General features: G+C 60.8%; 12 protein-coding genes. 7 read left to right on the top strand and 5 right to left on the bottom strand.

From position 1 onward, the window contains the following. Positions 1 to 69: 69 nt before the first annotated feature. Positions 70 to 897 carry a transporter substrate-binding domain-containing protein gene (locus BLS41_RS35095; RefSeq protein WP_074772798.1) on the bottom strand — a complete coding sequence of 276 codons (828 nt, stop codon included), beginning with the start codon at positions 895 to 897 and terminating at the stop codon, positions 70 to 72. A 180-nt stretch (positions 898 to 1,077) separates the two neighbouring features. Here BLS41_RS35095 and BLS41_RS35090 point away from each other — a divergent pair, with 180 nt between their 5' ends. Genes BLS41_RS35090 through BLS41_RS35065 form a run of 6 tightly spaced genes read left to right on the top strand, consistent with a single transcriptional unit; the run spans position 1,078 to position 6,611 of the window. Then, the gene (locus BLS41_RS35090) at positions 1,078 to 1,365 is read left to right on the top strand and encodes a (2Fe-2S)-binding protein (RefSeq protein WP_074772795.1); all 288 of its coding nucleotides are present in this window, start codon (positions 1,078 to 1,080) and stop codon (positions 1,363 to 1,365) included. A 1-nt stretch (position 1,366) separates the two neighbouring features. Further along, the gene (locus tag BLS41_RS35085) at positions 1,367 to 2,791 is read left to right on the top strand and encodes an FAD/NAD(P)-dependent oxidoreductase (protein ID WP_253189884.1); all 1,425 of its coding nucleotides are present in this window, start codon (positions 1,367 to 1,369) and stop codon (positions 2,789 to 2,791) included. An 11-nt stretch (positions 2,792 to 2,802) separates the two neighbouring features. Beyond that, positions 2,803 to 3,987 (top strand): NAD(P)/FAD-dependent oxidoreductase, encoded by a 1,185-nt coding sequence (locus BLS41_RS35080; protein ID WP_143026467.1) that lies wholly within the window; start codon positions 2,803 to 2,805, stop codon positions 3,985 to 3,987. Then, positions 3,984 to 4,952: a dihydrodipicolinate synthase family protein gene (locus BLS41_RS35075; protein ID WP_074772789.1), complete on the top strand. Its 969-nt coding sequence runs from the start codon at positions 3,984 to 3,986 to the stop codon at positions 4,950 to 4,952. Before BLS41_RS35080 ends, BLS41_RS35075 begins: the two co-directional genes overlap by 4 nt. Next, entirely contained in the window at positions 4,949 to 6,376 is a 1,428-nt protein-coding gene (hydA, locus tag BLS41_RS35070; RefSeq protein WP_074772786.1) for a dihydropyrimidinase, read from the top strand. Before BLS41_RS35075 ends, hydA begins: the two co-directional genes overlap by 4 nt. Positions 6,377 to 6,389: 13 nt before the next feature. Then, the gene (locus BLS41_RS35065) at positions 6,390 to 6,611 is read left to right on the top strand and encodes an FmdB family zinc ribbon protein (protein WP_074772781.1); all 222 of its coding nucleotides are present in this window, start codon (positions 6,390 to 6,392) and stop codon (positions 6,609 to 6,611) included. 152 nt (positions 6,612 to 6,763) lie between these two features. Here BLS41_RS35065 and BLS41_RS35060 read toward each other — a convergent pair whose 3' ends face one another. Together BLS41_RS35060 and BLS41_RS35055 are read right to left on the bottom strand one after the other, a co-directional pair. Further along, positions 6,764 to 7,189, bottom strand: a complete 426-nt coding sequence (locus BLS41_RS35060) for a DUF3830 family protein (RefSeq protein ID WP_074772778.1) — start codon at positions 7,187 to 7,189, stop codon at positions 6,764 to 6,766. 244 nt (positions 7,190 to 7,433) lie between these two features. Then, positions 7,434 to 8,828 (bottom strand): MFS transporter, encoded by a 1,395-nt coding sequence (locus BLS41_RS35055; RefSeq protein WP_074772775.1) that lies wholly within the window; start codon positions 8,826 to 8,828, stop codon positions 7,434 to 7,436. Positions 8,829 to 8,960: 132 nt separating this feature from the next. Here BLS41_RS35055 and BLS41_RS35050 point away from each other — a divergent pair, with 132 nt between their 5' ends. Next, a complete protein-coding gene (locus BLS41_RS35050) occupies positions 8,961 to 9,887 on the top strand; it encodes a LysR family transcriptional regulator (protein ID WP_074772772.1) in 927 nt (308 codons plus the stop codon). Positions 9,888 to 10,024: 137 nt separating this feature from the next. On the opposite strand, the gene BLS41_RS35045 is transcribed toward BLS41_RS35050, so the two are convergent. Together BLS41_RS35045 and BLS41_RS35040 are read right to left on the bottom strand one after the other, a co-directional pair. Beyond that, positions 10,025 to 11,083: a hypothetical protein gene (locus BLS41_RS35045; RefSeq protein WP_074772769.1), complete on the bottom strand. Its 1,059-nt coding sequence runs from the start codon at positions 11,081 to 11,083 to the stop codon at positions 10,025 to 10,027. Positions 11,084 to 11,111: 28 nt separating this feature from the next. After that, a complete protein-coding gene (locus BLS41_RS35040; RefSeq protein ID WP_143026466.1) occupies positions 11,112 to 12,098 on the bottom strand; it encodes a sulfotransferase family protein in 987 nt (328 codons plus the stop codon). Positions 12,099 to 12,496 lie beyond the last annotated feature (398 nt).

Raw genomic sequence — 12,496 nt, 5'->3', positions numbered from 1 at the left:
CTCCCTGAAACGAATGGCGCGGTGCCGCCGCTTTATCGCCGAAGCAGCAGCGCACCACGCTCGATTGAATTATTGTGCAGCGACGGTCGGCGGCGCAGCGGTCGGGTCGTAAAGCATCGGGCTGCCGAACCACTTCTTCCAGCTCGCCGCCACATACCCGTCTTTTTGCAGCGTGCCGATTTCCTTATTCAACCGCTCGGTCAACGCCGTGTTGCCCTTCTTGATGCCGATGCAGTCGTAATCCACTTCGATCGGTGCATCGACCACCCGCCATTTCGTCTGATAGTTCTTCGTGTAGCTCAACATGAAGTCCAGCACATCGATCAGCGCATCGGCGCGACCCTGCGCAATGGCACGCACAGCGTCCGGGTAGTTGTCGAGCAACAGCAGCTGCGCCTTCGGCAGCTTGTCCTGAATCAGCTTGATCGGCGTCGTGCCGCGCACCTGCACGAGACGCACCGATGCATCGTTCAACGCCATATAGTCTTTATACGGTTTGTCCTGCGTGGTCAGCACGCCCAGCACTTCCGTATTCACCGGATCGGTGAAGTCGATCACTTTCAGACGATCGGCGTTACGGGTCATCCCGCCCATGACCGCATCGATCTTGTCGGCCATCAGGAAAGGCACGCGGTCGTTCGAACCGACCGGCACGATTTCGAGCTTTACGCCGAGCGAATCGGCGATCTTGCGTGCAATCGCGACATCGAACCCGTCGATATTGTTCTTTGCATCGTAGGTGCCGAGCGGCGGCAGGTTCGGGTTGATACCGAACACGATCTTCTTCGACGCAATGATTTCGTCCAGGGTCCGCGCGCTGGCATCGATTGAGCCGAGCAGCGCACATGCCGCGAGACCGGCTGCGAGCAGGCGGCTCAACATGATCGAGGGTTTCATACTATGACTCCGTGAGAGGGCGTGATGATGAAGTGACTACTCCGGCGAGGTATTCGCAGTGCCTCGTTTTTTTGGCGATTTTGCGTATACGTATCGTATACGTTAGCATCAAAACATCGCCTAAATTAGTTGTCAAGCGAGCCTGGCAACACTGCCGGCAACGAAGCCCAAGAGGACGCAATGCGTATTCACGATCCCCACCGCACGGCTGCGGTCGAGCTGTTTCTTGATGGCCGGCGCTATTGCGCACACCCAGGCGAGAGCGTCGCAGCCGCCCTGTTCGCCGCAGGCGTCAAGACCTTGCGTGTCAGCCCGCGTTTGAATCAGCCGCGCGGTATGTACTGTTTGATGGGTTCCTGTCAGGAGTGTCTGGTGATGGTCAACGGCAGCAGAGTGCTGGCGTGTCAAACGTCGGTTGTAAACGGCATGCGTATAGAAACCGTCCCGGAGACAGGCATCGATGTCTGACATGATGTCCTCGTTCGATGTGATCGTGCTGGGCGGCGGCCCCGCCGGCGCGCAGGCGGCTATGGCGGCGGCCTCTACCGGATTGCGCGTCGCGCTGTTCGATGAAAACGTATCGGCGGGCGGCCAGGTGTATCGCGCGCCGATCGCCGGCGTCGCACCGACGCCAGGCGCAGATCAGGCCGCAGGCGATGCATTGCGCAGCGAGCTGGCGGCGAGCAATGTCACCGCTTTCTTCCGTCATCCGGTTTGGGCGGTGACGGGCAACTATCGCGTCGATGCAACCGGCCCCGACGGTCCGCTTCACTGCACCGCACGCGCGCTGATCGTCGCATCCGGTACGACCGAGCGTGTCGTACCGTTCGAAGGATGGACGACGCCCGGCGTCATCGGTCTCGCCGCGGCGACGATCCTGCTGAAGTCGCAGCACATGCTGCCCGGGCGTTCGACGCTGGTCGCCGGCTGCGGCCCGCTGCTGGCTGCGGTCGCCGCCAAGACGCTGGAAGGCGGCGGCAAGGTCGAAGCGATCGTCGATCTCGCCAGCACCGGCGACTGGGCGCGCGCGATGCCCGCGATGCTCGGGCGGCTCGATCTGCTTCGCCAGGGTTTCAAATGGTGGAACGCGATTCGCCGCGCAGGTACGCCCCGTTACGCACGCCATACGATCGTTCGCGTCGAACCGGCCGGCGACCGCCTGCGTGCCACGCTTGCCCCTTGCGACGCCGCTGGCCGGGTGATCGACGGCGAGCGCAAAACCGTGTTGAGCGACTGCATCGCGGTCGGCCACGGTCTCACGCCTTCCAGCGAAATCACGCGTCTGTTGCGCGCCGAGCATCGTTATTCACGTGCGGCCGGTGGCTGGGTTGCCGTAGCCGACGCCGACGGCCGCACCTCCCGTCCTCTGCTGTATGTCGCGGGCGACGGTGCGGGGATCGCCGGCGCCGCCGCGGCCGCAACCCACGGCATGCTCGCTGGACTCGCCTGCGCGCGCGATCTCGGCGCGAGCGGAGCTATCGCCGCCAAACGCGTCGCCGATCTGCGCCAGGCGCACCGGGATGCCTCCCGTTTCGGTCATGCGATGGCGAACCTGATGGCGTTGCGCGCTGGTCACGTCGACAGCATCGCGCCCGATACCATCGTCTGCCGGTGCGAGGACGTCACGCGCGCGGAGATCGACGCGGCCTGCGATGCGGGCGCACACGATGTCAATCAACTCAAGGCATGGACGCGCTGCGGGATGGGCCCGTGCCAGGGGCGCACGTGCGGCGACGTCGCAGGCGAGCTTCTGATGCGTCGCATGGGTGCGAACTCGCGCGAAGACGTCGGCTGCTTTTCTGCCCGTACGCCACTGCGTCCCGTGACGGTCGAAGCCCTGACTGGAGCATTCAAATACGACGACATTCCGATCCCGAAGGCGGCACCGCTATGAACGACCGGAACATGTCCTCGCTCGACACGCTGCACAAACCGATCGACGTCACCGTCATCGGCGGCGGCGTCATGGGCTGCACCACCGCGTTGTTTCTTGCCCGGGGCGGCATGCGGGTCACACTGATCGAACGCGATGCGCTGTGCCGCGCTGCCTCGGGCGTCAACGCAGGCACGCTGACCCTGCACATGACGCGCGCTGCGCTCGTGCCCTATGCCATCCACGCATGGAAGATGTGGATGGAAACCGACCAGTGGCTCGGCGAGGGCGTGCTCGCGACCGCTGCGCCCGGACTGTCGCTGGCATTCACTGAAAACGAACGCGACCTGCTGCGTGCGCGTGCCGCCGCGCGCCGCGAATATGGCGCGGAGATCGATCTGCTCGATGCCGAAACCGCGCTGCGGATCGAACCTGGTCTTAATCCGGCGATGCTGGAAGCCGCACATTGCACCACCGACGGCTTCGCAAGCGCGTATCTCACTGGTCGTGCCTATCGCGCCGCATTAAGCGCGGCCGGTGTGCAAATCATCGAAAACACCGCGGTGACACGCATCGAAAAGTTGAACGGGTGCTATCGCGTAGATGGATCGCAGGCGGGCAAGCAACCACTCGTCATCGACTCGACGCGCATCGTGATGGCAGGCGGCGTCTGGCTCGAACCGCTGCTCGACATGCTCGACATTCACATTCCCGTCAAAACGCTGGTCAACCAGCTGATCGTGACCGAACGGATGCCGCCCGTCATGCGCACCGTGCTGAGTATTGCCAACGGTCTTCTGTCGATGAAGCAGTTCGCGAACGGCAGCGTCGTCATAGGCGGCGGCTGGCAAGGTGTCGGAGATCGCGAACGTGGTCCGGTCGAGACCATTCCGCAAAACCTGACTGGCAATCTGCGCCTCGCACAGCACGTGATCCCTGCTCTCGCCAAAGCCCGCGTCGCGCGGATCTGGCTCGGACTCGAATCGGAAACCGCCGACGCCATGCCGATGATCGGCGCGCTGCCCGGCCTCGATCACGCCTATGTCATCGGCTGCGTCCATTCCGGTTATACGAGCGGCCCCTACATGGGCAAGCTGCTCTCGCAGGCAATCCTTGGCGAGACGCCCGAGTTGCCCCTGTTCGATCCCGCGCGGCTAATCGCGCCAACGTCCGCACACGATGCGCCAGCACTTTCCCCTCGAGAACACACGCAATGATCCCCTCGCACGACGCTCCTCTTAACGGCGTTTATGCCGCCGCACTGTGTCCGCTTGATGCACACGGCCGCCATCTCGACGAAGCCGCATTGGCGAATCATCTGGATACGCTTGCATCCGTGGACGGCATCGCGGGCCTGCTGATCAACGGTCATGCCGGCGAAAACTTCGCGCTGTCCCGCGACGACAAGCGACGCGTGCTCGACATTGCGCATGAGGTGTGCGGCGATCGTTCGATCATCGTTGCGGGCGTGAACTCGGAAGACAGTTTCGAAGCACAAGCACATACCGACGATGCCAAAGCCGCCGGCGCCGATCTGACGCTGCTGTTTCCGCCTTATTCGTGGGCTCTGTCGACCGATCTCGCGACCGTCGTCAATCATCATCAGATCGCCAACGCGAACGCACACTTGCCGATGATGCTCTATCAGGCCGGCGTCGGCACCGGTGCGATGGCTTATACCGCTGACATGCTGTCGGCGCTGGTCAAGCTTCCCGAGGTCGTCGCGATCAAGGAAGGCAGTTGGGAAACCGCCCGATACGAAGCGAACCGCCGCCTCGTGAAGGCTGCCGCACCGCACGTCGCCGTGATGGCCTCGGGCGACGAGCATCTGTTCACGTGTTTCGCGATCGGCACCGAAGGCAGCGTCGTCAGTCTTGCGGCGGTCGTGCCCGAACTGGTCGTGGCGCTATACCGCGCGTTGCAGGAGCGCAATCTTGCCGAAGCACAGCGGTTGAACGAACACGTTTATCCGCTGGCAAAGGCCATTTACGGCACCGCGCCGGGCTCGCATGCGAACGCGCGGCTCAAGGCCTGCCTGCATTTACTCGGCAAATTTCCGCATGCGTGCGCACGTCCGCCGATTCCGACCCTCACGGCAGCAGAGACTGCGCAGCTCGACCAGGCGCTGTCATTTGCCCTCTCATTTGAACTTGCGATTGACCACGACCGGAGCGACTCATGACGCAAACCACGACCCGCACGCTGATTCGCGGCGGCCGCCTGATTACCGCCATTGACGACTATGTCGCCGACATCGTTATCGAAGGCGAACGGATTGTTTGCATCGGTCATCAGATCGAAGCAGGCCCGGATACCAAAGTGATCGATGCAACAGGATTGCTGGTATTTCCCGGCGGCGTCGATGCGCACACGCACATGGAAAATACTTTCGGTCCTTCTGTCACGTGCGATAACTTCGATTCCGGCACGCGTTCTGCTGCATTCGGCGGCACGACGACGATCATCGACTTTGCGTTGCAGGACGCCGGCACGGGTCCGCTCGACGCGATCGCGCGTGCGCAGCAAAAGGCCGGCTCGGTCTCGCATATCGACTACGGATTCCATGTGATCGTCACCCGGGTCGACGATCAGGTGCTCGCCGACATGCAACATGCGATCCGGCACGAGGGCGTATCGAGCTTCAAGATGTTCATGGCCTATCCCGGCACGGTGATGTCCGATGATGCATCGATTTTTCAGGCGATGCGGATGGTCGGTCAGCACGGCGGCATGATCGCATTGCACGCGGAAAACGGCACGGTCATCGACCTGCTGATTCGCGAAGCACTCGCGCAAGGCCATACATCGCCGCGCCATCATGCGCTGACACGTCCCGCGATCATGGAAGGCGAAGCCACGCATCGCGGCATCAAGCTAGCGGAACTCGCGGAGGCGCCGGTCTATTTCGTCCACCTGTCCGCGAAAGAGGCGCTCAAACATGTGATCGAAGCGCGCGATCTCGGCATTCCGGTGTTTGCGGAAACCTGTCCGCATTATCTGTTCTTCGACGAGACCGCTTACGCCGACGATAGCTTCGACATGGCGCGCTATGTGATGAGTCCGCCGCTGCGCTCGAAAGAAGCGCAAAACGCGTTGTGGACCGCGCTGAAGACCGACGACCTGCAATTGATTTCCACCGACCACTGCCCGTATTGCATGAAGGAAGGCCATCGTGGCAACGTGAATCAGAAGCCGCTCGGTGCCGACGATTTCTCCAAGATTCCGAACGGCGTGCCGGGAGTCGAAACGCGCATGACGGTGGTCTATGACGGCGGTGTTCGTACCGGTCGCATTTCGCTGAACCGTTTCGTCGAATTGACGTCGACAGCGCCCGCCAAACTGTTCGGACTGTTTCCGAAGAAGGGCACACTCGCGATCGGCAGCGACGCGGATATCGTTCTGTTCGATCCGCGCGAAGCTCACACCATCAGCGCAGACACGCAACATAGCGATTGCGATTTCACGCTCTTCGAAGGTCACGAGGTTACGGGCCGCGTGAAGAAAGTACTGTTGCGCGGCGAATTGCTGATCGACGACGGCCAGTGGGTGGGACGCAGCGGCGGTGGTCAGTTCGTTGCGCGCGGCGAACTCGGCGCTCATTTCTGACGCTCGCCACGCCATGCCGATCTACAACTACCGTTGCGAAACCTGCGGCGTATTCGACCAGATACGCCGCGTCGCGTTGCGCGATGAACCTGCGCCGTGCCCGCAATGCGGTGCGTCATCGGCACGTTCGCAGAATGGCTTGCCCATGCTGCTCACACGCGGCGACGAGACCCCGGTCGAGAATGACGGCGCTTATTTAGGCCGGCACGCGAAAAGTTGTCTCTGCTGCGTTTAACGCGCGGCGCCTGTCGCGCTAATGCGTAGGCGCACTTTTTCCGCTTTATCAGCGGTGCCAGTGCAATCGTCAGTCTGAACGGCTTTGCAATAGACGAAAATAGACGAAGGGCGCTGTTCGGTGAACAGCGCCCTTCGGGATCTTCAGGAACTTCAGATCGCTTCGAACGTGATGTCTTGTGCACCTTCCCACAATACCTTGACGCCCAGTTCGCGAAGATTTTCCTTACCTTCGACGATTGTCAGGAAGTGATTGCCTGCGAGCTGCCCCATCTTGCTTGCGAACAGGCACGATCCGTACGCCATGATGATTTCGGTTTCGCTATAGCCGCCCGGGTAAAAAAGAATGTCGCCAACCGACGGGTGACTCGTGTGATTCTCGAACCCTACTTCTACGCCGTCATTTTCGAGTTTGAATTCGCCGAGCGGCACCCAGCAGCCCTCGCCGCTCCAGCGTACGTGAATGATTTTTTGCGTGTACGGAAGCAGCTTCATAAAAGCAGCAACAGTTTTCGGTGCGTCGGGATTGGCTTCAGCAATAAAAGTCAGGCCGCAGGATGTAATACGAAGTCGAGTCATGGGAAGGTTCTGTTGAGAATGGCTGAAGGGATGTAGACCGGAACCCTCAGCACGTGAGCATGTGACAAAGCGCAGATTGATGCGATGGTCGTCCGGTCGAATGGAGAACATTTTGTCGACGCCACTTATACATCGACATGGACAATTAATTCGGATTCCGTCAGGCCAGTTTCACAGGCATTCCCGTTAAACAAACACTTCAAAAATCGACGCTCCCCCGCTTATCCATCTACGTAACAATGCTTCAACTCGCACATGCCTTGACCGACGATCCCGATTTTGCAAGGCCGATCCATATTGTCACGAGGCTCAAAAGTGTCATGACGAAGGCGAGCATCGCGGCAACATGCAGGCCCGCGGCAAGATCGCCGGACTCGGGGCGCACGAGTGAACCGAACACGCCCACGCCTACGACCCCGCCGATCTGCCGCGCGGTGTTCAGCACGCCCGAAGCGATGCCGATAGACGACGATTCGACATGCGCGAGCACGGCGGTATTGATCGACGGCACCGCGAGCGCAACACCTGTTCCGACGGCCAGCAAGGGTAATGCGATGGCGAGCGTGCCGCTGTCGGCGTGAATGAATGCCAGCGAGACATAGCCGAGCGCTGCCAGCAACTGGCCGACGACCATCGGCAAGCGATGACCGAAGCGTGCGGTGAGGCGGCCCGATACGACGTTCGCGATGGTCACGACAGCGGTCATCGGCAGGAACGCGATGCCGGTTTCGAGCGGCGTGTCGTGACGGGCATTCTGGAAAAACAGGCTCATCGCGAACATCAACCCGTAATAGCCGAAGTTCAGCGTAAAGCCCGTGATCGAACTGACGTTCAGCACGGCGTTGCGGAACAGCGCAAGCGGCAACAGCGGCTGCGCGTGACGCGCCTCGACGGCGATGAACAACGAGCCCGCCACTAGCATCGCCGCGAGGCTCGTCATGACCGTGGCACTCATCCAGCCGAGGCGGCCGCTTTCGATGACGGCATACGTCAACGCAGCCAGCGTGACGATTGCAAGAAGTTGCCCGGCCAGATCGATGCGGCGCGCCGCGCGACGCACCGTGTCGGGCGCATGCCTGAGCGTGAGCCAGATGCCGGCGATGCCGATCGGCACGTTGATCAGGAAGATCGACGGCCAGCCGAAACGATCGACCAGCACGCCGCCGACCAGCGGACCGGCGCCGAGCGCCAGCGCCGCAGTGCCGGCCCAGATGCTGACGGCCCTGGCGCGCGCATGCGGGTCCGGAAATGCCGCGCCGAGCAGCGCCAGCGACGAGGGCACGCACAGCGCCGCGCCCACGCCTTGCAGTACTCGCGACGCAACGAGCATCGCCGCGTCGCCCGAAAGACCGCAGCCGATCGACGCGCAGGTGAACACCACGAAGCCGCTGACGAACACCCGACGCGCGCCGAAGCGGTCGGCGAGCGCGCCCGCCGTGAGCAGCAGGCACGCGAACGCGAGCGTGTATGCGTTGACGACCCATTCGAGCGCGGTTGCGTCCAGCGCGAGGCTCGCGCGCATGCGGTCGAGTGCGACGTTCACGACCGTCACGTCGAGACAGATGAGGACGAAACCGAGGCTCGTCGCCAGCAGGGCGAGCCGCGATGACTGTCGCGGCGTGGGGTGTTGTGTACGCATAGGTCCTTGCGGGAAATGACGCGCGCGAGCCGGACAGAACCGTGCAAGTCGTCGCGAAGCCCGAACTGTATTCCATAACCTACGCTTGATAAACGCAGGTGTATTTGACACAGAACCCGGTATTATTGAGGAATGGATCTTCTCAAGACGATGACGGTGTTTGTGCGTGTGGTCGAAACCGGCAGCCTGACGGCGGCGGCGGTGGCGTGCGACCTGTCGCCGACGATGGTCGGCACTCACCTTCAGGCGCTCGAAGCGCGGCTCGGTACGCGGCTCATCCATCGCACCACGCGCAAGCAGCAGGTGAGCGCATTCGGTCAGACGTACTACGAACGCTGCGTCGAGATACTCGGCCTGATCGACGATTCGGAGCGGCTCGCGCACGATCATCTCGCGACGCCGCGCGGCCGCTTGCGCGTGACGGCGCCCGTCATGTTCAACAACGAGTGTCTGATTCCGGTTATTGCCGAATACTGCGAGCGCTATCCCGAGGTGAAGCTCGATATCGTCGCAACCGACGCAGTCTCGGATCTCGTCGACGACGGCTTTGAGGCAGCGATCCGCATTGGCACGCTGGGTAATCCCGATCTGGTCGCGCGGCCGCTCAAGCCGTATCGGCTCGTGCTATGCGCTTCCCGAGCCTACCTGAAGGCGCACGGCACGCCCGCGACGCCCGACGCGTTGCGCACGCATCAGTGCCTGACCTACGCGTATCCGCCGCGCTCCGAGTGGTACGCGGCGCAGCCCGAGTGGGTGCTGCATGGTGCGGAAGGTCGCGTGGCCGTGCGTGTGGATGGGCGCCTGAAAATCGACAACTCCGAAGCGCTGCGGCGCGCCGTGTTGCGCGGTCTGGGCATCGCGATGCTGCCGGCGATTCTGGTGAACGACGATCTGCGCGCGAAACGGCTGGTGGAAGTGCTGCCTGCCTATGCCGCGCCCGAGCGGCAACTGAATCTGCTTTATTTGAGCGAGCGGCACATGTCGCCAAAACTGCGCAGCTTCATCGATTTCGTGGTCGAACACTTCGGTGCGGAAACGACGACGGATCTGGGTGATTGAACGGAAAGCGGCACGAAGCGGTTGTGCGTTATGACGCAATTGGATGGCTCGTAGCCGACTAGCGTCCGCCGACAGCGCGGCAGCTGAAATCCCTCCATACGTTCAAGTACTCACGGCGAGACGCTCTCGAAAATCGGTTAGACCCACGCAATAGACCTTCCCGATTGATCGATTTGAGCATTGGCTGCGGATATAGCGGCTTGCTCCATGGTCGTTGCTCCCTGTGGTGCCTTGAGGCGCCCCGTCGTGGGGTCCACCGCCGAGTCATGGTAGTGAAGCAACGCGATACCGGCACGTTCATCGAACCACCGATGCTGTCCTGAAAAATGCAGGTAATAGTTGGCGTTAGAAGGTGCGTGTCGGAACGGAATCTGCGCTACGTGAATCGCCAGCCACATGGCCACCTGGTCGACGTGCGTTTGTTTTTTTGCTCTTTTTAGCGGTTCGATGTTCTGCAACAGCCAGAGCGCCCAATGCCGCCATGCCGTGTCTACCTGCTCGACAAGGTGTTTGGGGATGCCGTACATGCCGCCGTTGCAATTCCCCAGGAACGTCAGATCCTGCTCGGCATGTCTCCTGGTGGACCCTACCAAGTCTCGCAGCATGAGTACCGGTTTTCGCAACAGACGGATTATTCGCCCCTTGGGCGTGCGGTCAGCGTGTATGTCCAGACGCGTTCCGCCATTGCCACTCCCTGCGAGCCCCAGTCTGCCAGACGCATCGACTTCAATCAGGCGCGGCTCTTCACGCATTCCGGCAAGCCGGGCCACCTCTCGCAATACCGGCAGCGGCGGGTTCGGACCGTCGACGACCTTAGCCGTCAACTCCGTGTTGCTGAGATGAGGGCGTAGATCATCCAGAGCGATCATGTCGGTATCGAGCAGGACAATGATCGAAAAGTCGAGGTCCTTCAGATTGCTCAACTGCGCCAGCTTGTTGCAATAGCGACCGTCGCCGAATGGCTTGATCTGGTGCGTCGTGCAGCCCAGCTCTTCGAAGCTGCGCCTGGCTTCGTCCGGCACGCTTTCCGTGAACTGGACGTGAATATCTGCTGGGTCATCGCAGCTATGCTGGCGCAGAGACAGCGCCAGTTGGTACCCCATGGAGGCGAACTTGGGGTGTCGATCGACAACGAACGAAAACAACGTCTTCCCGGCGATGTTTGGTTCGCGATAGTGGTGCGCTAAAGATGACATGGCGAATGCGTGGCTCGTCGAATTTCAGCTAGGGCAAGCGAACTGCCCGTACGGCGCGCACTGCGGCCGAGATAAATTTCGAGATCGGCTGAACCGCCGCTGGCGTTCGCGTCGGTGCCTGTGCTGACAATACGTAATGCTCGGCGTCTGTGAGCGCCGAAACCAGCGCAGGCCAGGATTCTTCCGCCTTGTGTGAAAGCGTTGCGCACAATGCCTGGAACAGGCGTTGGGCGAGTTGCGGCGCGGTGTGCGCGGCGTCGAGTTCATCAGGGGTAAATTGCCAATGCCGAAGGCGATTGTCCAGGAACTCTTGAGCATAGACAGCGACCCGCTGGGCGTTCAACGCAAGCCCCAGGCACTTGGAGACACGCGTGAGTTCCGCGACCGGCGCATCGATAAGCGTGTCGTAATCGACGAACACCCGCCGCCGCCCGTCTGTTGCGCGAATCGCGGGGGCCATGTGAGCGAGCCACAACCGGCACGATTTCTCAAGGCTGAAGCGGTCCCGGCGTTTCAGCGACCGGGCCACGCTGATCGGATTTCTGATTGCAATGACATAGAAGATGCGTAGACCGGAACGTTCGAACACTGGCATCCAGAATGGCAGCAATCGCGAAATGCGAGGGTCTTTGAGCGCGAAGATCTTCGTTCGACACTTCTCGATCAGCACCGAAGTCGCGCGCTCCCGAAAGACATCGAGCATCGCTGGAGCAATCCGATCGAGGTCGACAGGGGCCAATGCGTCCCAACTCGACCCGGCTGCGTGAAGAAGCTCGACGTTGATGCGGTGAATATCGAGATCCTCGAAAAAGCCCTTGTCGTTCTCCCCTGCAACCGGCTGACCAAGATTGGCGCCGAAATCGGCACCCATCGTCTCCATTGCCCGAGTAATGGCGCTAGTTCCGCCTCGATGCATACCTAAGACAACAATGAGCGTGGATTCGGTGTGCGGACGATTGACCGCGAGAATGTCATTTTCTAGAAGAGGATATGGATGCGAATAGACTTCCGTCACGATAAGCCCTAGTAGTGCATTAATGCGAGTCACCACGCGATTCGAGCCGCGAGACGCTTAACACAGTCATGCATAGGCCGAAGACGACTCAACGCAGAAGCGAAAGAGGTGCGGAAACCGTGGTCAAATTGAGGTGGCTGAATAGCTTTAACCATCATAGCAGCGGATCGGGCCATGAATCGTCGAATCACGATGTATAACGGTTTATTGGCGCAAGAATTCGATTACCGAATATTCGAATACTGACGGCAATATTGAATTACAGAATATTTCGCGCATCACTACAAGAAGCAAAGTGTTCCTGAAACGCCGCAATGTAATTTTATTCATGATCAGTGGGCAGATTGAATAGAGCGTTGTCTGATACTTCGAAAGATAGCGGGGTCTCATATCCGATG

The organism is Paraburkholderia fungorum (genome assembly GCF_900099835.1).
Taxonomy (GTDB): domain Bacteria; phylum Pseudomonadota; class Gammaproteobacteria; order Burkholderiales; family Burkholderiaceae; genus Paraburkholderia; species Paraburkholderia fungorum_A.
The sequence above is the reverse complement of the archived record's forward strand: the minus strand, read 5'-3'. Positions and strand labels throughout refer to the sequence as shown.